The 21,575-nt window shown below is 67.0% G+C and carries 19 protein-coding genes and 1 CRISPR repeat array; of the genes, 5 read left to right on the top strand and 14 right to left on the bottom strand.

All coding sequences use genetic code 11. The annotated features are described in order from the left end of the window. Positions 1-42: 42 nt before the first annotated feature. Positions 43-1,230, bottom strand: coding sequence for an MFS transporter (locus BMW28_RS00095; RefSeq protein ID WP_091815244.1), 1,188 nt, complete (start codon positions 1,228-1,230; stop codon positions 43-45). A 228-nt stretch (positions 1,231-1,458) separates the two neighbouring features. Between BMW28_RS00095 and BMW28_RS00090 the strand changes: the two genes are divergently transcribed. Beyond that, positions 1,459-1,893, top strand: coding sequence for an SRPBCC family protein (locus tag BMW28_RS00090; RefSeq protein WP_159430664.1), 435 nt, complete (start codon positions 1,459-1,461; stop codon positions 1,891-1,893). A 113-nt stretch (positions 1,894-2,006) separates the two neighbouring features. Here BMW28_RS00090 and BMW28_RS00085 read toward each other — a convergent pair whose 3' ends face one another. The 8 genes from BMW28_RS00085 to tsaB all read right to left on the bottom strand — a co-directional run bounded on the left by BMW28_RS00085 (position 2,007) and on the right by tsaB (position 10,516). Further along, entirely contained in the window at positions 2,007-3,890 is a 1,884-nt protein-coding gene (locus BMW28_RS00085; protein WP_091812636.1) for a potassium transporter Kup, read from the bottom strand. Positions 3,891-4,076: 186 nt separating this feature from the next. Further along, complete coding sequence (locus tag BMW28_RS00080) at positions 4,077-5,594, bottom strand: sensor histidine kinase (protein ID WP_091812635.1); 1,518 nt, start codon at positions 5,592-5,594, stop codon at positions 4,077-4,079. An 18-nt stretch (positions 5,595-5,612) separates the two neighbouring features. Continuing rightward, positions 5,613-6,287, bottom strand: a complete 675-nt coding sequence (locus BMW28_RS00075; RefSeq protein ID WP_091815241.1) for a response regulator — start codon at positions 6,285-6,287, stop codon at positions 5,613-5,615. A 253-nt stretch (positions 6,288-6,540) separates the two neighbouring features. Beyond that, positions 6,541-6,786 carry a GlsB/YeaQ/YmgE family stress response membrane protein gene (locus BMW28_RS00070; RefSeq protein ID WP_091812634.1) on the bottom strand — a complete coding sequence of 82 codons (246 nt, stop codon included), beginning with the start codon at positions 6,784-6,786 and terminating at the stop codon, positions 6,541-6,543. A 541-nt stretch (positions 6,787-7,327) separates the two neighbouring features. Further along, positions 7,328-8,185: an orotidine-5'-phosphate decarboxylase gene (gene pyrF / locus BMW28_RS00065; RefSeq protein WP_091812633.1), complete on the bottom strand. Its 858-nt coding sequence runs from the start codon at positions 8,183-8,185 to the stop codon at positions 7,328-7,330. Beyond that, positions 8,182-9,159, bottom strand: a complete 978-nt coding sequence (locus BMW28_RS00060) for a uracil-DNA glycosylase (RefSeq protein ID WP_091812632.1) — start codon at positions 9,157-9,159, stop codon at positions 8,182-8,184. Before BMW28_RS00060 ends, pyrF begins: the two co-directional genes overlap by 4 nt. Before the next feature lie 80 nt (positions 9,160-9,239). Beyond that, entirely contained in the window at positions 9,240-9,761 is a 522-nt protein-coding gene (rimI, locus tag BMW28_RS00055) for a ribosomal protein S18-alanine N-acetyltransferase (protein WP_091812631.1), read from the bottom strand. Beyond that, positions 9,758-10,516, bottom strand: a complete 759-nt coding sequence (tsaB, locus tag BMW28_RS00050) for a tRNA (adenosine(37)-N6)-threonylcarbamoyltransferase complex dimerization subunit type 1 TsaB (RefSeq protein ID WP_091815239.1) — start codon at positions 10,514-10,516, stop codon at positions 9,758-9,760. The genes rimI and tsaB overlap by 4 nt, the downstream gene beginning before the upstream one ends. Positions 10,517-10,714: 198 nt before the next feature. Here tsaB and dacB point away from each other — a divergent pair, with 198 nt between their 5' ends. Then, positions 10,715-12,313 (top strand): D-alanyl-D-alanine carboxypeptidase/D-alanyl-D-alanine endopeptidase, encoded by a 1,599-nt coding sequence (dacB, locus tag BMW28_RS00045; RefSeq protein ID WP_091812630.1) that lies wholly within the window; start codon positions 10,715-10,717, stop codon positions 12,311-12,313. A gap of 83 nt (positions 12,314-12,396) precedes the next feature. After that, positions 12,397-13,035 carry a MarC family protein gene (locus BMW28_RS00040; RefSeq protein WP_091812629.1) on the top strand — a complete coding sequence of 213 codons (639 nt, stop codon included), beginning with the start codon at positions 12,397-12,399 and terminating at the stop codon, positions 13,033-13,035. 31 nt (positions 13,036-13,066) lie between these two features. Here BMW28_RS00040 and BMW28_RS00035 read toward each other — a convergent pair whose 3' ends face one another. The 3 genes from BMW28_RS00035 to purE all read right to left on the bottom strand — a co-directional run bounded on the left by BMW28_RS00035 (position 13,067) and on the right by purE (position 16,035). Next, a complete protein-coding gene (locus tag BMW28_RS00035) occupies positions 13,067-14,176 on the bottom strand; it encodes an L-threonylcarbamoyladenylate synthase (RefSeq protein ID WP_091812628.1) in 1,110 nt (369 codons plus the stop codon). Positions 14,177-14,308: 132 nt separating this feature from the next. Further along, positions 14,309-15,529: a 5-(carboxyamino)imidazole ribonucleotide synthase gene (locus BMW28_RS00030; RefSeq protein WP_091812627.1), complete on the bottom strand. Its 1,221-nt coding sequence runs from the start codon at positions 15,527-15,529 to the stop codon at positions 14,309-14,311. Beyond that, positions 15,529-16,035 carry a 5-(carboxyamino)imidazole ribonucleotide mutase gene (purE, locus tag BMW28_RS00025; RefSeq protein WP_091812626.1) on the bottom strand — a complete coding sequence of 169 codons (507 nt, stop codon included), beginning with the start codon at positions 16,033-16,035 and terminating at the stop codon, positions 15,529-15,531. The genes BMW28_RS00030 and purE overlap by 1 nt, the downstream gene beginning before the upstream one ends. A 190-nt stretch (positions 16,036-16,225) precedes the next feature. Here purE and trxA point away from each other — a divergent pair, with 190 nt between their 5' ends. Together trxA and BMW28_RS00015 are read left to right on the top strand one after the other, a co-directional pair. Continuing rightward, entirely contained in the window at positions 16,226-17,119 is an 894-nt protein-coding gene (gene trxA, locus BMW28_RS00020) for a thioredoxin (RefSeq protein ID WP_091812625.1), read from the top strand. A gap of 62 nt (positions 17,120-17,181) precedes the next feature. Beyond that, the gene (locus BMW28_RS00015; RefSeq protein ID WP_091812624.1) at positions 17,182-18,423 is read left to right on the top strand and encodes a cation:proton antiporter; all 1,242 of its coding nucleotides are present in this window, start codon (positions 17,182-17,184) and stop codon (positions 18,421-18,423) included. Between the two features lie 6 nt (positions 18,424-18,429). On the opposite strand, the gene BMW28_RS00010 is transcribed toward BMW28_RS00015, so the two are convergent. Beyond that, entirely contained in the window at positions 18,430-19,611 is a 1,182-nt protein-coding gene (locus BMW28_RS00010; RefSeq protein WP_091812623.1) for a PQQ-dependent sugar dehydrogenase, read from the bottom strand. Between the two features lie 133 nt (positions 19,612-19,744). Further along, positions 19,745-20,869: an alkene reductase gene (locus BMW28_RS00005; protein WP_091812621.1), complete on the bottom strand. Its 1,125-nt coding sequence runs from the start codon at positions 20,867-20,869 to the stop codon at positions 19,745-19,747. A 338-nt stretch (positions 20,870-21,207) separates the two neighbouring features. Further along, positions 21,208-21,573: a CRISPR direct-repeat array (repeat unit 32 nt; unit sequence GTTTCAATCCACGCGCCCGCACGGGGCGCGAC). Positions 21,574-21,575: the final 2 nt, after the last annotated feature.

Genomic DNA, 21,575 nt, shown 5'->3' with positions numbered 1-21,575 from the left:
GGGAGCAGCCTGCCTGGGCCGATGCACATGCAGGCGCAACGCTCAGTGCGCAGCCGCCTGCCGCCCCGGCGCCGTCATGCCCAGCGCCACCAGCAGCCACAGCAGCATCAGCACGCCACTGGCCATGAACAGCATCTGCGGGCCGGAATGCTTGATCAGAATGCCGCCCACCGCGCCGCCGGCAAACAGGCCGAGCGACTGCAGCGTGTTGTACACGCCGAGTGCCATGCCGCGTGCCTGCGGCGGCGCCTGGCGCGACACCAGGCTGGGCTGCGAAGCCTCCAGCATGTTGAAGCCGCTGAAGAACACCAGCAGCAGCAGGCCCAGCGTCCACAGCGAGGGCTCGCCTGCACTGCTGCCGCTCATCCACCACAGCGCCAGCTGCGTCAGCCCCACCAGCACGATGGAGGCGAGGAACACCTGCTTGAGCTTGCCCTTGCGCTCCATGCGGAACAGCACGCCGCCCATCACCAGGAAGGAACCGAGCACGGCCGGCAGATAGACATACCAGTGGTGTTCCTTGACCAGGCCGGCCTCGACCAGCATACGCGGCAGCACCATCCACATGGCCAGCTGCACCGCATGCAGCACGAACACGCCCACGTTCAGGCGCAGCAGCGCCGGATGCGCCAGCACCTCGGCCAGCGAACCGCCCACGGCGTCGCGATGCAGCGCCGGCTCCGGCGGCACCATCACGAAAATCGCCACCACGGCCAGCAGCGCCAGCACGGCCACCAGCCAGAACATGCCCGACAGCCCCATCCAGCCCGCCAGCAGCGGCGACACGATCAGGGCCAGCGAGAACACCAGACCGATGCTGGCGCCAATCATGGCCATGGCCTTGGTGCGCACCACATCGCGCGTCTGGTCGGCCAGCAGCGCCGTCACGGCAGCCGACACGGCACCGGCGCCCTGGATGGCGCGGCCCCACAGCAGGCCGTCGATGGTGGTGGCCATGGCGGCGATCACACTGCCCACGGCAAACACCAGCAGGCCCAGCGCGATCAGGCGCTTGCGGCCCCAGCGGTCGCTCGCCATGCCCAGCGGCAGCTGCAGCACGGCCTGCGTCAGGCCGTACACGCCCATGGCCATGCCGATGCTGGCCGGATTCGCGCCCGCGTAATGGCTGGCTTCCAGCTCGAACACCGGCACCACCAGGAACAGGCCCAGCATGCGCAGGGCAAAGATCAGCGCCAGCCCCAGACTGGAGCGGCGCTCGGAAGGCGTCATGCGGGTGCCTGCGGCATCCGCTTTGGTGGAAGCTTGCGTCACTATGCAATTCCTAACAGGCAGGATTTCAGCGCGCACCCCAATGCCGCGCTGCACAACCTGACATTGTGCGGCAATTCGAAGCCCTTGCACGCCCCGGCGTTTGTGGCAGGTGACACGGCACTGTCAACATCGCGCCGGATAATGCGCCTTTTGGCATCGCCCCCCACGTTCCCGAGGAGAGCACGCATGGCCACCCTGTACCACCAGCTCCAGATCAAGGCGGCACCGGCCGTGATCTACCAGGCCCTGACGACGGAAGACGGCATCGGCAGCTGGTGGGACCGCCCGCAGCTGGAACTGCACGACGGCCGTCCGCCCGGATGGAGCTTCCGCCCCGGCCCCGGGCATGGCGTGCTCACCATGCAGATCCTGCAGACGCAGCCGGAACAGCTGGTGCTGTGGCGCTGCACCAGCCACCACGCGGCCAGTTCACCGGCATCGGCTTGGGCAGACACCCTGCTGCGCTTCGAGCTGCACACGCCCAATGGCGGGCCGGACACCACGCTGGACTTCCGCCACAGCGGCTGGGACGAGACCAGCCCCTATCTGGGCTTCTGCAACCACCAGTGGGGCATCGCGCTGCAGGCCCTGCGGCGGCACTGCGAGCAGCACGCAGGCTGAACGTCGTATCAGCGCCATGACCGGTCGCGGCACAGCGGTTGTGCCGGCCAGTTTCCCCGCTCAGCCCGCGATTCCTGGCCGGATTCCCTTGCGGGCAGTTGCCCCGCCCCGCATCAGATCTCGACCTTGGAGCCCAGCTCCACCACCGCGTTGCTCGGCAGCCCCAGGAAGTCCGCCGCGCCGCTGGCGTTGTGGTGCATCTGCGCAAACAGCTTTTCGCGCCAGGGCGCCATGCCGTCGCCCAGCCGTGGCACCACGCTGTCGCGCGAGAGGAAGTAGCTGGTCTGCATCGGATCGAGCCTGCAGCCGTGCTGCTGCAGCGGCTCCAGCGCACGCGGCAGATTGGGATCGTCCATGAAGCCGTAGTTCACCACCGCCGTCCAGCAGTCATTGCCCAGGGGCTGGACCGACAGGCGCTGCTCGGGCTCGACCCAGGGCACTTCATGGCTGCGCACGGTGACAAACACGTTCTGCTTGTGCAGCACCTTGTTGTGCTTGAGGTTGTGCATCAGGGCGTTCGGCACGTTGTCGACGTTGGCGGTCAGGAAAATTGCCGTGCCTTCCACCCGTGCCGGCGGGCTGTAGAAGACTGCCTCCAGGAAGCTCTTGAGGTCCAGTCCCTCGGACACCAGCTTGCGGTTGAGCAGCGCACGGCCATCACGCCAGGTCACCATCAGCAGGAAGATCGAGGCGGCGATCACCAGCGGGAACCAGCCGCCATGCACCAGCTTCAGCAGGTTGGAGCCCCAGAAGGCGATGTCCACCACGAAGAAGAAGCCGGTGGCAGCCAGCGCCAGCGCCAGCGGCATGCGCCAGGCGTAGTGGATGACGAAGAAGGTCAGCACGGTGGTGATCAGCATGTCGGTGGTCACCGCAATGCCGTAGGCCGCCGCCAGGTTGCTGGAGGAGCGGAAAAGCACCACGGCCAGCACGATCAGCACGAACAGGCCCCAGTTGACGAAGGGGATGTAGATCTGGCCGGTTTCATGCACGTTGGTGTGCTGCACCTGCAGGCGCGGCAGGTAGCCGAGCTGGATCACCTGCTTGGTGACGCTGAAGGCGCCTGAAATCAGCGCCTGCGAGGCGATCACGGTGGCCGCCGTGGCCAGGCCAACCATGGGCAACAGCGCCCACTTGGGGGCCAGCATGAAGAAGGGGTTCTTCACGGCTTCGGGGTTCTCGAGCAGCAGCGCTCCCTGGCCGAAGTAGTTGAGCACCAGCGCCGGCATCACGATGAAGAACCAGGAGACGCGGATCGGCTTCTTGCCGAAGTGGCCCATGTCGGCATAGAGCGCCTCGCCGCCGGTCACGCACAGCACCACGGCGCCGAGAATGATGAAGGTGGTGCCGGGATAGTTCCACATGAAGCCCAGCGCATAGTGCGGACTGATGGCCCAGAGGATTTCGGGATGGCCGGCAATGTGCAGCACCCCCAGCGACGCAATGGCGATCAGCCACAGCACCATGATGGGGCCGAAGAACTTGCCGATGCCCTGAGTGCCGTGCTTCTGCACCCAGAACAGCAGGAACAGCACGAACAGGGTGATGGGAATGACGTATTCCTTGAAGGTGGGCGAGACCACCTCCAGGCCTTCGACCGCCGACAGCACCGAGATGGCCGGGGTGATCACGCCATCGCCATAGAACAGGCAGGTGCCGAACACCCCTACCAGCAGCATGGCATGGCGCAGCCGGGGCCGGTCCTGCACCGCCTGCGAGGCCAGCGTGAGCATGGCCACCAGGCCGCCCTCGCCGTTGTTGTCGGCGCGCAGCACCAGCGTCACGTACTTGAGCGAGACGATGATGGTCAGCGTCCAGAAGAAGATGGACAGGATGCCGTAGACGTTGTCGATGGTGAACTGCACATGGCCGGAACCGAACACTTCCTTGACCGAGTACAGCACGCTGGTGCCGATGTCTCCGAACACGACGCCGATGGCGCCGAGGACCAGCGCTCCCAGGGTGGATTTGCTGGCGTGGGGATGGTGCTTGTCCATGTGTATCGCACACACTGCCCCACCCGCCTGTGGCTTCACAGGCAGCGCAGGGCAGGCTATGCGTCCTTCTCGTTGTTTGGTGGATGAACTATGCGCCTGTCTCTTGACACTGTCCAGATGCGGGCGTGCATCCACGCCACACCCGGGGCGCAATGCGGGCGCAAGCGAGTCTACTCCGCCAATATGTCACAGCGCGGCAGCCGTTTGCGAGTCTTCGGGCGGTGCAACGGAGTGGAAGCGCACCGAGAACAGCGCCCCCTTGCGGCGCGCACGCGGCTGCGCATCCTCCAGCGTGATGACGGCGTCGTGCCGGCGGGCAATCTCCTGCACGATGGGCAGGCCCAGGCCGGAACCGTCGGCATCGGTGCCCAGGGTGCGGTAGAAGGGCTTGAATACCTGCTCGCGTTCGCTGGCGGCGATGCCGGGGCCGTTATCCTCCACCTGCACGATCAGCACCTGACCGTAGGCATCGACCAGCACGCGCACCGTGACCATGGCCGGCATGCCGTCCTGGCTGGAGGGGGTGTAGTTGATGGCGTTGTCCACCAGGTTGCGCACCATTTCCTGCAGCAGGATGGGGTTGCCCTCCACCCACACGCCATCGTCCTGCGGATAGGCCCCCTCGTAGCCCAGATCCACCCGCTTGGCCAGCGCGCGCGGGAAGCAGTCCTGCACCACCTCCTGCACCAGGCGCGGCACGTTGCAGTATTCGCGCACCATGCTGCCGCCTTCGGCACGTGCCATGGCCAGCAGCTGGTTCACCGAGTGCGTGGCACGCACGCTCGAGAGGCCGATCTGCTGCAGCGAGCGCTTCAGGTCATCGGCACTGGCATCGGTGCGCTGGGCCAGATCCGCCTGCATGCGCAGGCCCGCGAGTGGCGTCTTGAGCTGGTGGGCGGCGTCGGCGAGGAAGCGCTTCTGGTTCTCGGCCACCTGCTTCTGCCGTTCCATCATCTCGTTGACCGAACCCACCAGCGGCGACACCTCCATCGGCACAGCCATCTGGTCGAGCGGGCTCAGGTCATCCGGATTGCGGGCGCGGATGCGCTCCTCCAGATCATTGAGCGGCCGGATGCCGCGCGCCAGCGCCAGCCAGATCAGCAGCACGGTAATCGGCAGGATGATGAACTGGGGCAGCATCACCCCCTTGATGATCTCGGTGGCCAGCACGGAGCGCTTTTCGCGCGTTTCGGCCACCTGGATGGTGACGGTGCGGTCGGCGCGCTCGCCGGGCGTGGCATAGGGGCCTAGCGTGTATTCGCCAGCCAGCACGCGCAGCATCACCACGCGCACATCCAGCGTCTGGCCCTGGGCGGTGCGCAGCACATCGTCGCGCAACACATAGCCCTGCTCTCCGGGCACTTCGTAATCGATGCGGTTGGCAGGGAACAGGCGCTCGCCGCCCAGCAGCTCGCCGCGCGGGCCCAGCACCTGGAAGAACACCTGATCGGTATCGTCGGCGCGCAGCATCTCGCTGGCCTGCTGCGGCAGCGAGAGCTGGATCCTGCCGTCGCGCAACTGCACCAGCTGGGCCAGCGCCTGCGCGTTGTAGACCAGCGCCCGGTCGAAGGGCTTGTTGGCAATGCCTTGCGCCACCAGCCAGGTCAGCGCGAGACTGATGGGCCACAGCAGCAGCAGGGGCGTGAGCATCCAGTCGAGGATCTCGCCAAACAGCGACCGTTGCTCGCGCCGGAAAATGCCCATGACCTGTGTCCGGCCTCCTCAGCCCTGGATTTTTTCGAGGCAATAGCCCAGCCCGCGCACGGTGGCGATGCGGATCGGCCCCTTCTCGATCTTCTTGCGCAGGCGGTGGATGTAGACCTCGATGGCGTTGTTGCTCACCTCTTCGCCCCACTCGCACAGGCGCTCGACCAGCTGGTCCTTGCTGACCAGGCGGCCGCTGCGCTGCAGCAGCACCTCGAGGAGGCCGAGCTCGCGCGCGGACAGGTCGACCATCTTGCCGTCGATGGTGGCGACGCGGCCGGTCTGGTCGTAGCTCAGGGGGCCGTGGCGGATCACCGTGCTGGCGGCGCCCATGCCGCGGCGCACCAGGGCACGCACGCGCGCCTCAAGTTCCTGCAGGCTGAAAGGCTTGGCCATGTAGTCGTCGGCGCCGTAATCCAGCCCCTTGACGCGCTCTTCCACGCTGTCGGCAGCGGTGAGAATGAGCACCGGCAGGTTGGAACCGCGCGCGCGCAGGTTCTTGAGCACATCCAGACCATGCAGGCGCGGCAGGCCCAGATCGAGGATGAGCAGATCGAATTCCTGGCTGGTGAGCAGGGCGGCTTCGGCTTCGCTTCCGGTACTGACATGATCGACCGCAGCGCCGGCTGCGCGCAGGCTGCGCATCAGCCCGTCGGCCAGTACATGGTCATCTTCCGCGATCAGGATCCGCATGCCTTCCACTCCCCGTACGGCCCTTGGCGGGCCCAGTGCTTATATCCTGCATTGTAAGCTGACCGAAAGGCCCCCCATGCCCGGGAAAGCGCGCAGCCACGCGGCTTGCGGGGGATCCGGGCGCAAAAAAGGCCCCGCAAGCGGAGCCAATTCGGAGGTTGCCCTGATGTTTGCAACCACCTTGGAGACCCGGGGCTGCCTCGCCGCTGGTCCGGCACCCGGAGCGGCGGAACAGGCAGCGTGGCAGGGGCGCTCAGGCGCGTCGTATCAGGCGCAGCAGCAGGATCAGCACGATGGCGCCGATGGTCGCCACGATGATCGCGCCCAGCATGCCGCCACCGGCCGACAGGCCCAGCGAGCGGAACAGGAAACCGCCAAGGAATGCACCCAGCACGCCCATCACCATGTCGCCGACGATGCCGAAGCCACCGCCCTTGACGAGCAGGCCGGCCAGCCAGCCAGCGATCAGTCCGATCAGCAGGAAATAAAGCAGTTCCATGACGTTCTCCCGTTGTTGTTGATGGATGCTCCGGGCCGATGGCCTCGAGGCATGGAATCAGTATGGCGGGGAGGGAAATCTGCGGGTGTAGGACGGGGGCGACTCAGCAGGTCGGCCGTGGCTGCACAGTGGGAGCGGAAACGAGAATGCCCTGAATGCGGCGGAGAAAACTGGTACCGACTTGCATGATTCGGAAACCTGTGTCTTGCTTCTGCAGCTATCAGCCGTTATCGATCAGCATGTGGGCCGGACTTCCGATCTTGTGAAGCAGCGTCCCAATCCTCAGAAGATGGTGTGCTTCGATCCTCCGTCCCCGTTGGCCTTGCTGGTCCTGGCTGCAATTGCAGGGTATGACTGGCTTTCCAAGCATGCGTTGGTCCGTCTTGACGGCCTTGCATTCAGGGCACGACTTCACTGTATGCCTGCTGCAGGACCGTGGGCATAGGACTTTCCCGCATCAGCGTGTCGGAGTGGTCCTACGCCGGATCGCGATGCAAGGGACGCCCGGCGGGCAGGAGGGTCTGCCGGGCGCAATCCCGGCTTATTCCTGCTGCGCAGCTGCCAGCGTGGCGCGGGTGCGTTCGGCCTCCTGGCGGGCGGCGGTGGCAAAGTCATCGCCGGACGACGCGTACAGGATGGCGCGCGAGGAGTTGACGATGGCAAAGCCGCTGCTCTGCACCTTGCCGTCGGCATTGCGCGTGCCGCGCCAGCCGGAACGCACGGTGGCTGCGGCATCGCCGCCCTGGGCGCCCACGCCGGGGATCAGCAGCGGCACTGTTGGCGCCAGTTCGCGCACGCGGGCCAGTTCCTGCGGATAGGTCGCGCCCACCACCAGGCCGAGCTGGCCATTCAGGTTCCACGGGCCTTGCGCCAGACGGGCGATGTGCTCGTACACCAGCGGCTGGCCTTCCACATCGCGCAGCGGCTGCGCCTGCAGGTCGTTGCCGCCGGGGTTGGACGTGCGGCACAGCAGGAAGGCGCCCTTGCCGTGCCGGCGCAGGTAGGGCTCGACCGAGTCGAAACCCATGAAAGGGGACAGCGTGACGGCATCGCAGCCATAGCGCTCGAAGGCCTCGATGGCGTACTGCTCGGCGGTGCTGCCGATGTCGCCACGCTTGCTGTCGAGGATCACCGGCACGTGCGGGGCGACCTGGCGCATGTGCTGCACCAGGCGTTCGAGCTGTTCTTCGGCGCGATGCGCGGCGAAATAGGCAATCTGCGGCTTGAAGGCCAGCGCCAGATCGGCCGTGGCCTCGACGATGGCCGCGCAGAAGTCGAAGATGCGGCCGGCATCGCCCTGCATGGCGCCGGGAAACCGTTTCGGATCGGGATCCAGACCCACGCACAGCAGGGACTGGTTGCGCTGTTCCGCCGCGCCAAGCATCTCGAGGAAAGTCATGCCCGAATTGTAGGCGCTGACGCGGCGTGCAGCGCAGCCAGGCACAGGTCTTCCCAGGCGCGTGCCTTGGCCGGCGCGTTGCGGAGCAGGTAGTCCAGCGGGTAGCTGACGATGACCGGAATGTCGGCCAACACCGGCTGCAGCGCAGCCTCCCCGGCCGGCACAGCGATGCGGTGCAGCTGGCCGCGCAGCTGGCCCAGTGGCTCGGTGCGCTGCAGCAGGCTCCAGGCGGCATTGCGGCCCAGGGCCACGATCACCTGCGGGCGCAGCAGCGCGATTTCGTGGCGCAGGAAAGCGGCACATTGCGCCACTTCCGGCAGGGTGGCAGCCCGGCCGGCCGGCGCACAGCGCGTGGCATGGCTGCGCAGGATCTGCGCCGGTTGCAGGCGCACGGCAGCCGCCATGTTGGCCAGCAGCCTGCCGGCATCTCCCTGCAGCGGCTGGCCGCTGGTGTTCTCGGCCTGTCCCGGCGGGTCGAGCACGAACAGCCAGCGCGGCAGACCGTCCGGTTCATTGGCGGCACTGGCATCCCAGACGCTGTGCTGGCGGCCGCTGTGCAGGGCACAGGCCGTGCAGGCGGAAGCGGCCTGCTGCAGGGCGGGCCAAGGGAGGCCTGCGAGGACGGGGACATTGGACGCGTCGGCTGCCGGTTGACTCGCCGCGGAAGGCAGCGATGCTGGGGGATCGGCCTGCACCCGCAGGAAAGCAGGAGGCGGCGCAACCGGGGGTTCTGGACGCGTGCCCTGACGGACCGGCGCGCTGACAACAGGCGCCGGAGTCGCTGCTTCGCGTGCCGGAGCAGCGACAGCATGGTCTGGCTGCGTCGGCTGCAAGGCAGCATCGTGCCCCGCTTTCTCGCGGGCAGCCGGCACGGCAAGCGCTGCCGGCTCTGCCTCCTTGGGCATCGGCAACCAGACGCGCACGCCCATTTCGGCCAGCATGGCACGACGGCGCGCATCGATGTGCAGCGTCATGGCGGCAGGCCGCGCTCGGGGCGGCAGAAAGAGGGGGTCCGGAATCGCATGAAGGGCTTATTGTCGCAAAGAACCGGGCATCAGGGCCGATCGTCCTTCAGCCGCAGGCACATCACCTCGGCATGTTCGCGGCCGCCGCCCACGGCCGGGTAGTAGTTCTTGCGCACGCCCATGGAAACAAAGCCGAAGCGTTCGTACACCTGGCGCGCATGCGGGTTGCTGAGCCGCACTTCCAGCCAGATCTGCTCCGCGCCCTGGGCCATCGCCCACAGGCGAAGCTGCTCCAGCAGCAGGCGCGCCCAGCCCTGGCCCTGATGGTCGGGATGGACCGCCACATTGAGCAGATGCGCTTCTTCCACACCGAGCAGCGCCACGAAATAGCCGGCCAGCGCCCAGCTTCCGTCGGCCTGCTGCAGGTGCAGCAGCAGCATGCGGTAGCGGCCGGTGCCGTCCAGCAGGATGTCGCGGAAATTGCCCGAGGTCCAGGGCAGAGGGTAGGCCGCCCGCTCCAGCGCCATGATGGCATCCACATCCGGCAGGGTGGCCGGCTGCAGGCGTGCCAGCGGGCCGCCGGTATCCGTCAGGGCCGGGGCACCTTTCATGCGTGGCGTGCCCCCGCAGCGCGCAGCTTTGCCTCCTCGCGTTCGGCGGTGGTCTGCGCCACCTTGTCGCGCACGTAGCGCGGCAGGGCCAGTGCGGGGTCGATGGCTCCGCCGTCCAGCAACAGTGCCGGCGCCAGTCGCAGCATGGCGTCAGCCGTGGGCATGCCCTCCTGCACGGTCACCGGCAGGCGTTCGCCATACACCGGCTGCACATTGCCGGCGCAGATCGCCTCCGGCTTCAGGCCGGGCACCTGCAGCAGGTCTTCGGGACGTGCCAGCAGCACCGGCTGCGTCAGCTCCCAAGCAGGCATGCCGTCGCGCGGCTGCCAGCGCCAGCCGGCCACGTAGATTTCGTCCATGCGGGCATCGAGCAGCGCCCACACCACGGTTCCGGGCGCCAGCTCCGGCTGGCGGCTGCGCCAGTCTTCGGCCACTGCGAGCAAGGTATCCACCGGCAGCACCGGCCGCCCTGTTCCCAGCGCCAGCCCCTGCGCCACGGCACAGGCCGTGCGCAAGCCGGTGAAGGAGCCCGGCCCGGCGCCGAACACGATGGCATCGAGCTGCGCCAGACCCAGGCCAGCCTCGCCCAGCAGCCGCTGCACGGTGGGAATCAGTGTGGCCGAGGATTGTGCCGCGCCGGCTCCCGTGTGCTGCCATTGGTCGGGCGCTTCGCCCCGGGCGGCAGCGCCGGCAGGCCAGCGCCCCACGGCCACCGACATGACACTGGTGCTGGTATCCATGGCCAGCAACTGCAGACCCGCCTGCGGCTGCCAGGCCGGCAGCGGCGCAGCCCCCTCCGGCACCGGGGCGACGGAAGGAGAAACAGGAGCGGATGCGGACGGGTTTTCGGACATGGCAGCATTGTTCCACAAGCCGTTCACCGATTGACGCAAATCCGCAGGCGGCAACGCCCCGGCGGGGAGTAGACTGCTTGCCTGCTTTCCTCCGCCGTCATGCCCGCCTCTCCCCATTCTTCCCCTCTTGCCCGGCGCACCAGCCGCCTGGGCCTGTCGCTCGCCTTCGGCCTGCTCGCCCTCACCGCCTGCCAGAAATCCTCCACCTCGGATGAAGCCGCTTCGGCCGCCAGTGCCGCAGCCTCCAGCCCGGACGGCGCCGCCTCGGCCTGGCTGGCCGAACCACGTGACCCCACTCCGACGCTGGCCACACAGGCAGCAAGCACCACCATCCCTCCCATCGTGCTGCAGGAGCTGGAAAAGGCCAAGGTCTCGCCCGACCATGTGGCGCTGCTGGTGGTGCCGGTGGATGGCGGCCCGCCACTGGTCAACCACCGCACGGCGGAGCCGATGAATCCGGCGTCGGTGATGAAACTGGTCACCACGGCGGCAGCGCTGGACCTGCTCGGCACCTCCTATCGCTGGCACACCCGCCTCTGGACCGACGGCACCGTGCAGGACGGTACGCTCAACGGCAACGTCTATCTGCAGGGCCGGGGCGATCCCAAGCTGGTGGTAGAGCGACTTTGGCTGCTGATGCGCGAACTGCAGCACGCCGGCATCCGCCGCATCGGTGGCGATATCGTGCTGGACCACAGTGCCTTCGACGTGCCGCCCGTCGATCCCGCCAGTTTCGACGGTGATCCGCTGCGCCCCTACAACGCGCGCCCGGATGCGCTTCTGGTGAATTTCAAGACATTTACGCTGAAAATCACGCCAGATGAGGCACAGAAGCAGGCCTATGTCGGTCTGGAGCCGCCGCTGGAAGGCGTCACGCTGCCTGCCGCCCTGCCGCTGGCGGAAGGCAAGTGTGCGCCCTGGCTCAACAAGCTCGCAGCACTCAGCCTGAAGGACCGCAACCTCATCGTGCCGGCCGAACCCTACCCGGCCAGCTGCGGCATCCAGCAGTTGACGCTGGCACATCCGGCACCCGAGCAGTTTGCCGCGCGCGCCGTGGCCGGCATGTGGAAGGCCCTGGGCGGCGAGCTGGCCGGCAGCATCCGCGAAGGCACCGTGCCCGAGGCCGTGCGGGGCCGCCGTCCGCTGGCTGACAGCGCCTCGCCCACGGCCTCGGAAATCGTGCACGACATCAACAAGTTCAGCAACAACGTGATGGCGCAGCAGGTGTTCCTGACGCTGGGCATGGAGCACTCGGGCGTGGGCACGCTGGAAAGCGGCAAGCAGGCCGTCACGCAGTGGTGGCAGCACCGTCTGGGAGACACGCCCATGCCGGATGTGCAGAACGGCTCCGGCCTGTCGCGCGAAGGGCGCGTCAGCGCGTCCTCGCTGGGCGCCATGCTGCAGCGCGTGTGGCGCACACCGGGCATGCCGGAATTTGTCGCCTCGCTGCCGATCGCCGGGGTGGATGGCACGCTGCGACGCACGCACACCGCCTTCAAGGGCAATGCCCATCTCAAGACCGGCACGCTGAAGGACGCCTCTGCGCTGGCCGGCTATGTGCTGTCGGAAACGGGGCGGCGCTATGTGATGGTGGCCATGGCCAACGGTTCCAATGCGCAGTCGGCACGGCCGGCGTTTCAGGCACTGATGGAGTGGGTCATCACGCAGCCGGTGGCTTCCAGCGGCAGTCATTCATGACGGGTTGAGAGGATTTCACACCACGGCCAACCCCGATCGGGCTCGGCCTGCTAGACTGCGCACTGCCCTGCTCACCCGTCATCATGACTCTCCCCACCCTGCTCAGTCTCAAGCCCCTGATCACGCTGCTGGCGCTGGTCAATCCGCTGGCCATCCTGCCGTTCTACATCCACTACACCCAGAGCTTCAGCGACGAGCAGCGCAAGCGCACCATCCGCGCCGCCACGCTGACCGTGCTGACGGTGCTGGTTGCCGGCGCCCTGCTGGGCATGCAGATCCTCGATTTCTTCAACATCTCGCTGGCCAGCTTCCAGGTGGGCGGCGGCATGCTGCTGCTGATCAGCGCCCTGCAGATGCTGAACGCGCAACCGGCCGAAGCACGCACCACGGCGAGCGAAACCTCCTATGCGGCACGCCAGGCCAGCATCGGCGTGGTGCCGCTGGGCATTCCGCTGCTGACCGGGCCCGCCACCATGTCCACCATGGTCATCTTCGCCGAACGCACTGCCAACTGGGTGCAAATGGCGCAATTGATCGGCTATGCCGCGATTGTGGCGCTGGCCGTCTACGTAAGTTTCATGGCTGCGCCGCGCATTGCCCGCGCCATGGGGCAGACCGGCATCAACGTGATGACGCGCCTGATGGGCCTGATTCTGGCCGCGCTGGGCGTCGAGGTGATGAGCGAGGGGCTGAAGAAGATTTTTCCGGTGCTGGGGGGCTAAGAGCCCACGCCGAAAGGCCAAGGTCGAACGCTCAGGCTGCCGCTCTGCGCAGGCGATCCGCCACACCGGCCCAGGCGGCTGTTTCGGGCACGCTTTCCACCCAGATTTCCGCTGCGCCTGCGTCGTCAAACTCGCGCAATTGGGCGAACAGCACCTGCGCGGCCTGTTCGGGATCTGTGGGCATGGCGTGCAGGGCCACGCCGGGCACACTGCCCTGCAGGGACGTCCGGCTCCAGATCGCGATTGGCTTGTGACCGATCGATTCCACGTCCGCAGCCTCGGTAGCGCCCCCGGTCAACGTCCCCGCACCGACTCCGCCGACAGCCGCATCGCTGCCTTCCGCAAGCGACTGCAACGCCTCTTGCATGGCTTGCGCACGCATCAGCCGCACACGCGCCCGCGGCGCATAGTGTGACTCCAGGGTGCCGGAGGCACGTGGCGCCTCCTGCCGGGCGACGACTTCTTCCGGCAACAGCACGGAAATTCCCGTAACTTCGGCGATTTTCTCGATACTGATCATGCCGGGGCGCAACAACACCGGCTGGCCGCGCGTGCAGTCGACGATGGTGGATTCGATGCCTACCTGGCAAGCGCCGCCATCCAGCACGGTCAGGCGGTCGCCAAATTCCTGTTCCACATGCTGCGCCGTGGTGGGGCTGATGCGGCCGAAGGGGTTGGCACTGGGAGCCGCCACGCCAGCAACGCCCAGAGCCGCAGCCGCCTGCAGCACAGACAGGGCCACCGGATGCGAGGGACAACGCAAGCCCACCGAATCCTGCCCGCCCGCAGCAGCTGCCCCCACCCCGGGGCGACGCGGCACGATCACGGTCAGCGGGCCGGGCCAGAAGGCATCCATCAGCCGCGCCGCATGGTTCGGCAACTGCTGCAGAAAGCCTTCGGCCACAAACTGCTCCGCCCCTGCGCGATCGGGCACATGCACGATCAAGGGGTGACTGGACGGGCGGCCCTTGGCCGCAAAGATCTTGGCAACGGCGGCATCGTCATCCGCGCGGGCGGCGAGGCCATAGACGGTTTCGGTAGGCAGGCCCAGCAACTCACCAGCCGCAAGCAGGCGTGCGCCTTCGGCGATGGCGGCATCGCGCGTGGCATCGGCAGCCCACAATGTGGCATCTAGCAGCATCCTGACTCCATCTTTCAGCATCTCCGCACATCCTTCGTTAATGCGGAGAGAATCCATCGAAAGCTTCTACCCTGATTCACGGCAGGCTCAAGGCTTCCACACCCTCACATTATCAGCAACAAGCCGGCGCCGTCACGCCACATCCAGCCGTTCGAACGGCAGATGCAGCAGCCCGGCGACCCGGGCTGCCTTGTCCTGCAACTCATCCACGGTAGCAGCCGTCAGCGTCACATGGCCCATCTTGCGGCCCGGCTTCACGTCCTGCTTGCCGTACAGGTGCAGCTGCACGCCCGGGAGTTGCTGGATCGCCTCCCACGGCGGGATGATGCGCTCGCCATGGCGGTACCAGGCATCACCCAGCAGGTTGAGCATGATGGAGGGGCTATGGTGGCGCGGCTGCACCAGCGGCAGGTTCATGGTGGTGCGCACCTGCAGGTCGAACTGGCTGTGCTCGCAGGCATCAATGGTGTAGTGGCCGCTGTTGTGCGGGCGCGGTGCCATCTCGTTCACCACCCAGCTGCCGTCCTGCAGCACGAAGTATTCGACGCAGAGCACGCCCACGTATTCCAGCCCCTCGGCGATGCGACGCGTGGCCTCGACCAGAGCGTCGGACAGCGCCACGGGCACGGCACCTTCAAACGCGTAGGTGGTGGCCAGAATGCCGCCGTGGTGCACATTGCGCTGCGGCTGGAAGTTGACGATATGGCCGTCAGCGCCACGCGCGACGATCACCGAGCACTCCAGCGCCAGCGCCAGCTTCTGCTCCAGCACGCAAGCCACGCGGCCCATGTTGCTCCAGGCCTGGCGCAGTTCGTCGGCAGTGTGGCACACGGCCTGGCCCTTGCCGTCATAGCCCATGCGCGCGGTCTTGAGGATGCCGGGCAGCAACGCAGCGGCCGCTTCCAGATCCGCTTCGGTCTGCACCGCCAGCCAAGGCGCGCAGCGCACGCCGCAGGCGGTGAAGTGGCGCTTTTCCTCGATGCGGTCCTGCGCCTTGGCCACGGCCTGTGCCGGGGGCGACACCGGCTTGCGCGCAGCCAGATACTCCAGCGCGGCCGCGGGCACGTTCTCGAATTCGGTGGTCAGGCCGTCGCAGGCCTCGGCCAGCTGGTCCCAGCCGGTCTGGTCGTCGTAGGCGGCCACGATCTGGTTGTGGCTGGCCTGGCCGGCGGGGCTGTCCGGCGCCGGATCCAGCACCACGGTGGCATAGCCCATGCGCTGCGCGGCATGCACCAGCATGCGGCCCAGCTGGCCGCCGCCGAGCACGCCCAGCGTGGTGTGCAGGCTGTCGGTATCCGCAGCAGAACGGACGGTATGCAGCGCCGGGGCTGCCGTAGTTGCCGCATCCTGCATCAGACCGCTCCGGCTTCGTTCACGGGCAGCGTCATGCTGCGTGCGGCCTCGGTCTGGCGGGCGCGGAAGTCGATCAGCTTCTGGCGCAGGGCCGGATCGTTGTTGGAAAGCAGGGCCACGGCAAACAGCGCCGCGTTGGCCGCACCGGCAGCACCGATGGCAAAGGTGGCCACCGGCACGCCCTTGGGCATCTGCACGATGCTGTGCAGCGAATCCACGCCCTGCAGGTGGCGGCTGGCCACCGGCACACCCAGCACCGGCACCGGCGTCTTGGCCGCGACCATGCCCGGCAGGTGGGCGGCACCGCCGGCACCGGCGATGATGGCCTGCAGGCCGCGCTCGGCCGCCGTTTCGGCGTAGGCGAACATGTCGTCGGGCATGCGGTGGGCCGATACCACGCGCGCCTCGAAGCGCACGCCAAAGCCCTGCAGGATCTCTACCGCGTGCTGCATGGTGTCCCAATCCGAATTCGACCCCATGATGACGCCGACTTGCACCTCTGCCATGAGCGTGTTCCTTTTTCCTGAATGTGTGTGAAGGGTTGCGGCAACGCGCAACCGGCGCGCACCAGCACAGGGCGCCCGCCTTGAAATATCCGGTTACGGCCCAACAAAGGATGGAAGGCCAGCAATGCTGGTATTGTAAGGTTCGGCCCGCCAGCGGCCAACCGTTCCACAGAATACGCACCACAACGCCATGATCGACATCACCGCTGCCAATTTCGAAATCGACGTTCTCCAGGCCTCTGCCACCACGCCGGTGCTGGTGGACTTCTGGGCCCCCTGGTGCGGCCCCTGCAAGTCGCTCGGCCCGGTGCTGGAAAAGCTCGAAACCGAATACGCCGGCCGCTTCATCCTGGCCAAGATCAACTCCGACGACGAGCAGCAGATTGCCGGCATGTTTGGCGTGCGCAGCATCCCCACCTGCGTGCTGATGGTCAACGGCCAGCCGGTGGACGGCTTCATGGGCGCCCTGCCCGAAGGCCAGGTGCGCGCCTTCCTCGACAAGAACCTGCCCAGCCCCGAACAGCTCGAAGCCGAGCAGGAAGAGGACGAAGCCCAGCAGGCGCTGGAAGCCGGCGATACCGACACCGCCCTGGAAAAGCTGCAGCATGCCGTGGCGACCGACCCGGCCAATGACGACACCCGTTTCGACTACGTGAAGCTGCTGCTGCAGCTGGGCCGCAGCGACGATGCCAAGGTGGCCTTTGCCCCGGTCATCGCCAAGGCCGCCGCCATCCGCCGCCTGGACAGCCTGCAGCGCTGGATGGATGCCATCGACGCCAGCGAGAACGCCGACCTGGGCGCACTTGATGCTGCCATCACCGCCAACAAGCGCGATTTCGCCGCCCGCTTTGCCCGCGCGCAGGCGCTGATGGCGCAGCAGCAGTGGACGGACGCCATGGACGAACTGCTGGAAATCCTGATGCGCGACAAGAACTGGAACGACGAGCAGGCGCGCAAGACCTATATCGCCGTGCTGGACATCATGGAGCCGCCCAAGGTGGCCGTGGCCGAAGGCCAGATCCCGCCGGAAGACCCCGTCATCGCCACCTACCGCCGCCGCCTGAGCAGCGTGGTGCTGAGCTGAACATTGCCGAAAGGCCTGCGCGCGCCGGCTGAACGGCGCGCCAGGCGCACAGCGCTCCACCGATGAACACGGTGATCCCTTTCCTGCCCGAAAACTGGCCGCCGCTGCACACAGCAGCGCTGTTCGGCCTGTTGCTGCTGATCGGCACGCTGGGCGGCCTGCTGGCCAAGCGCGTGCGCTGGCTGCCCACCATCACCGGATTCATGGCGGTGGGGGCGCTGATGGGCCCGAGCGGCCTGGGCCTGCTCAGCTACGACATGCTGATCCAGACCCAGGTGCTGGTGGACGTGGCGCTGGGGCTGATCCTGTTCAAGCTGGGCACCGCCCTGCACCCGTGGATGGTGATCCGCACGCCCAAGCTGATCGTCACCAGCCTGGCCGAAAGCCTGCTCACCTTTGCCAGCGTGTTCGGCCTGATGGTGTGGCTGGGCACCAGCCCGCTGGCGGCGGTGATTGCCGCTGCCATTGCCGTGTCGTCCTCCCCCGCCGTGCTGATCCATGTGGCGCACGAACTGCACGCGCGCGGCTTTGTGGTGGACTCTGCCAAGGCGCTGGTGGCGCTCAATAACGTGTTCGCCTTTGTGCTGTATTCGCTGGCCATGCCGGTGGCGCTGTGGAACAACGAAACCAGCTGGGCCTTCGCCATCGGCCTGCCGGCCTACCAGATGCTGGGCGCCATGGTGCTGGGCCTGCTGGTGGCCGTGCTGGTGACCAGCATCGGCCGCTTCACGCAGAGCGATGATGCGCACTACCGCTTTGCCCTGATCGTGGGCGCGGTGATGCTGGTGCTGGGCCTGTCGGTCGCGTTCAAGGTGTCGCCACTGTTTGCCAACCTGACGCTGGGCATTGCCTGCCGCGGCCTGCAGCGCCGGGCGCGGCTGGCCAACACCGATCTGGGCAGCGGGGCCGACCTGTTTTTCATCGTGCTGTTCGTCTACGCCGGCGCCAAGCTCAATGTGGACGATGTGATCCAGTACGCCCCGTTTGCGCTGGCACTGGTGCTGGTGCGCAGCCTGAGCAAGGGCGTGGGCGTGGTGCTGAGTGCGCGCTATTTCGGCTACCCCTGGAACCAGTCCTTTGCCATCAGCCTCACGCTGGTTCCCATGGCTGGCCTGGCCATCGGGCTGGTGCAGTCCACCAACGTGCTGGCACCGCATATTGCCACACAGGTCAGCGCCATCGTGCTGGCCGCCGTGGCCGTGCTGGAAACGCTGGGGCCGCCGCTGGTGGCCTATGGCCTGCGACTGGGTGATGCCGTGCCGCCACCAGAAAAGGCCCGGGTGGACCGGCACCACCTGCAGTAAGCCGCCTCAGCGCGGCTTCACGCGCAGCAGCTTGCCGTCGCTGTTGTCGGTGACGAGATAGAGCCAGCCATCCGGCCCCTGCCGCACATCACGCAGGCGCTCGCCCACATCGGGCAGCAGCTTGTGCTCGGCCACCACCTTGCCGTCCCTGATCTGCAGGCGCGCCAGGTACTGGAACTTGAGCGCCGCCACCATCAGGTCGCCCTTCCAGCCCGGATAGCGTTCGCTGGTGACAAAGGCCATGCCCGAAGGCGCGATGGACGGATTCCAGTAGTACAGCGGCTGCTCCATGCCATCCTGCTTGCGCAAGCCGCGGCCGATGGTGGCGCCGCTGTATTCCTTGCCGTAGGTGATGACCGGCCAGCCATAGTTGCGGCCGGGCTGCGGCAGGTTGATCTCGTCACCCCCTTGCGGGCCATGCTCGTGCGCCCAGAGCGTGCCATCGGGCGCCAGCGTGGCGCCCTGCACGTTGCGGTGGCCGTAGCTCCAGATTTCGGGCAGCGCGCCTGCCTTGCCGACAAAGGGGTTGTCCCTGGGCACGGAGCCATCCTTGCCAATGCGCACGATCTTGCCGTGGTGGTTGTCCAGCGTCTGGGCATCGTCACGCCGGCTGTAGCGGTCGCCCAGGGTGAGGAACAGCGTGCCATCGGGCTTGCCCGCCGCCACCTTGCGCTCGACGATGCGGCAACCGAAATGGGCGCTGCTGGCGAATTTGGGCTTCTGGCTGAACAGCACGCGCACCTGCTCCAGGCTGCGGCCGTCGGCCGACAGCCGTGCCCGCGCCAGCGCCGTGCTGTTGGTGCGGCCGGGGCCGGGCTCGGCGTAGCAGAAGTAGAGCGTGCGGTTGCGGGCGTAGTCGCTGTCGGTGATCACGTCCAGCATACCGCCCTGGCCGCTGGCAGCCACCTCCGGCACGCCTTGCAGCGGCGGGTTGACGCTGCCATTGGCCTGCACGATGCGCATGCGGCCGGGGCGCTCGGTGACCAGAAAGCGCCCCTCGGGCAGGAAGGCGACCGCCCAGGGATGCTCCAGCCCTTTGGCAATCGTCTCGGCCACGGCTGCACCCGGCTCGGGCGTGGGATTGACGGGGGCATGCGTCTGGGCCTGCAACTGCGTCAGCGGCAGGCAGGCGAACAACAGGGCACTGCCGGTGGCAAGCCGTTGCAGACGGTGGTGACGGGGATCCATGGCACTCTTCCTTCTGTCTGCCGAGGGGTGCAGGCTGCACGCATGCTCCTGCAATCCCTCTGCGTGGGCCGTGGCGGCAGTCTGCCGCGGGCATCGCGCTCCCGGCCAGCCCCGGTCCGGCTGGCTTCGCCGCTCAGCTTGCGGCGGCCGGGTCGTAGGCGGGGTAGTCGGTATAGCCTTCTGCACCGCCTCCATAGTAGGTCTTGCGGTTGGGCGTGGCCAGCGGCCAGCCGTTGCGCAGGCGCTCGACCAGATCGGGGTTGCTGATGAAGGGCTGGCCGAAACCGACCAGATCCAGCACGCCGGCTTCGAGCAGGCGGTTGCCGGTGTCCAGCGTCATGTTGCCGGCCAGGATCAGCGCGCCGCGCGGGTAGGCGGCACGCATCAGCTGCAGGTAATCCAGGTTGATGCCGGAGGCATCCGGGCGGCCCTGGCCGACGTGCTGGTCCATCAGGTGCACATAGGCCACCTCGCGGTTGGCCATTTCACCGGCCAGATAGAGGTAGGTCTGCGCGGTTTCGTCATAGGCCGGCATGTCGTTGAAATTGCCCCAGGGCGAGAAGCGGATGCCGGTGCGCTGCGCGCCGATGCGGTCGATGACGGCATCGACGATTTCCAGCACGAAGCGGCAGCGGTTCTCCATGGTGTCGGCACCGTACTGGTCGGTACGGTCGTTGACCACCGGATTGAGGAACTGCTCCAGCAGATAGCCATTGGCGCTGTGGATCTCGATGCCGTCAAAGCCGGCCTCGATGGCGTTGGCGGCGGCCTGGGCAAAGTCCTGCACGGTCTGCTGCACCTCGGCCGTGGTCATGGCGCGCGGCGGTGTGGCGGGGATGAAGCCGGGCTTGCCTTCGGCATCCAGCGCGAACACCATGATCTTGTCGGACGCCTGGCTGGTGGAACTGACCGGCGCCTGCCCGTCTGCCTGCAGCGAGGCATGCGAGGCGCGGCCCACGTGCCAGAGCTGCGCGAAGATCACGCCGCCCTCGGCATGCACGGCCTCCGTAACCTTGCGCCAGCCAGCCACCTGCTCGGGCGTGTAGATGCCCGGCACATACAGCACGCCATGCGCTGCGGGTGACACCGGCACGCCCTCGGTCACGATCAGGCCGGCGCTGGCGCGCTGGCGGTAGTAGGTGGCCACCATCTCGTCCGGCACATGGCTGGGCGAGCGGGCGCGTGTCATGGGGGCCATGACGGTGCGGTTGGCGAGGGTGTGGCCGGAGAGGGGGTAGGAGTCGAAGAGCTGGGGCATGGTGGGGGGATCGGGAGTAGTGGAAGCCGGCAACAGAAATCGATAGTTGCTTACGCTAGCTAATTTTCGTTGATTACAAGCAGTCGTGCTGCAGCGGGATGTTTCCAAGTGGTTCAGGTGGCTATTCTTCCAAGTAGTGACAAAATTACCCTTGCTTCCGATCTGAGTTCGCTTTCCAGCAAAACTACTCTCTCGGCAATACGTATGCGCGCCGCAGCCGGCGCTCTCCATCGATCAAGCGTTCCATCGTCTCCACGATCTCCTTCGTGGGGACGATCCTCGATTACGGCTGCCGTTTCAAGATGGGTTTGCCGGACGCGTACCGATCTCGCATTCCCGTTTCAATCCACGCGCCCGCACGGGGCGCGACAAAAAGCCGCCTCTGTTGCCAGGGCGGCTTCGGTTGTTTCAATCCACGCGCCCGCACGGGGCGCGACGTGTTCCAGCGTATCAATCGCGGTCTCTTGGATGTTTCAATCCACGCGCCCGCACGGGGCGCGACGCTGTCGATCTGGAGATGATTCGTCAAAGCATCGAGTTTCAATCCACGCGCCCGCACGGGGCGCGACGGGCGACGAGCTGGACTGCGCAGCGTCCTGGCTGCAGTTTCAATCCACGCGCCCGCACGGGGCGCGACCTGGCAATCTCGCGCACGACGCTTTACAAGATAGCGTTTCAATCCACGCGCCCGCACGGGGCGCGACAG

This window comes from Allobrachymonas denitrificans DSM 15123, from assembly GCF_900110225.1.
GTDB lineage: Bacteria > Pseudomonadota > Gammaproteobacteria > Burkholderiales > Burkholderiaceae_C > Brachymonas > Brachymonas denitrificans.
Note: the sequence above shows the minus strand (reverse complement) of the source record. Positions and strands in the feature narration are given on the sequence as shown.

Excerpts from the sequence above, each read along its gene's own strand:
- BMW28_RS00095 (WP_091815244.1), bottom strand. The coding sequence starts at position 1,230 with ATGACGCCTTCCGAGCGCCGCTCCAGTCTGGGGCTGGCGCTGATCTTT.
- BMW28_RS00030 (WP_091812627.1), bottom strand. The coding sequence starts at position 15,529 with ATGCAGGATGCGGCAACTACGGCAGCCCCGGCGCTGCATACCGTCCGT.
- BMW28_RS00075 (WP_091815241.1), bottom strand. The coding sequence starts at position 6,287 with ATGCGGATCCTGATCGCGGAAGATGACCATGTACTGGCCGACGGGCTG.
- BMW28_RS00085 (WP_091812636.1), bottom strand. The coding sequence starts at position 3,890 with ATGGACAAGCACCATCCCCACGCCAGCAAATCCACCCTGGGAGCGCTG.
- dacB (WP_091812630.1), top strand. The coding sequence starts at position 10,715 with ATGCCCGCCTCTCCCCATTCTTCCCCTCTTGCCCGGCGCACCAGCCGC.
- BMW28_RS00070 (WP_091812634.1), bottom strand. The coding sequence starts at position 6,786 with ATGGAACTGCTTTATTTCCTGCTGATCGGACTGATCGCTGGCTGGCTG.
- BMW28_RS00060 (WP_091812632.1), bottom strand. The coding sequence starts at position 9,159 with ATGACGCTGCACATCGATGCGCGCCGTCGTGCCATGCTGGCCGAAATG.
- BMW28_RS00015 (WP_091812624.1), top strand. The coding sequence starts at position 17,182 with ATGAACACGGTGATCCCTTTCCTGCCCGAAAACTGGCCGCCGCTGCAC.
- BMW28_RS00080 (WP_091812635.1), bottom strand. The coding sequence starts at position 5,594 with ATGGGCATTTTCCGGCGCGAGCAACGGTCGCTGTTTGGCGAGATCCTC.
- BMW28_RS00005 (WP_091812621.1), bottom strand. The coding sequence starts at position 20,869 with ATGCCCCAGCTCTTCGACTCCTACCCCCTCTCCGGCCACACCCTCGCC.
- BMW28_RS00035 (WP_091812628.1), bottom strand. The coding sequence starts at position 14,176 with ATGCTGCTAGATGCCACATTGTGGGCTGCCGATGCCACGCGCGATGCC.
- purE (WP_091812626.1), bottom strand. The coding sequence starts at position 16,035 with ATGGCAGAGGTGCAAGTCGGCGTCATCATGGGGTCGAATTCGGATTGG.
- BMW28_RS00010 (WP_091812623.1), bottom strand. The coding sequence starts at position 19,611 with ATGGATCCCCGTCACCACCGTCTGCAACGGCTTGCCACCGGCAGTGCC.
- pyrF (WP_091812633.1), bottom strand. The coding sequence starts at position 8,185 with ATGACTTTCCTCGAGATGCTTGGCGCGGCGGAACAGCGCAACCAGTCC.
- BMW28_RS00040 (WP_091812629.1), top strand. The coding sequence starts at position 12,397 with ATGACTCTCCCCACCCTGCTCAGTCTCAAGCCCCTGATCACGCTGCTG.
- rimI (WP_091812631.1), bottom strand. The coding sequence starts at position 9,761 with ATGAAAGGTGCCCCGGCCCTGACGGATACCGGCGGCCCGCTGGCACGC.
- BMW28_RS00090 (WP_159430664.1), top strand. The coding sequence starts at position 1,459 with ATGGCCACCCTGTACCACCAGCTCCAGATCAAGGCGGCACCGGCCGTG.
- trxA (WP_091812625.1), top strand. The coding sequence starts at position 16,226 with ATGATCGACATCACCGCTGCCAATTTCGAAATCGACGTTCTCCAGGCC.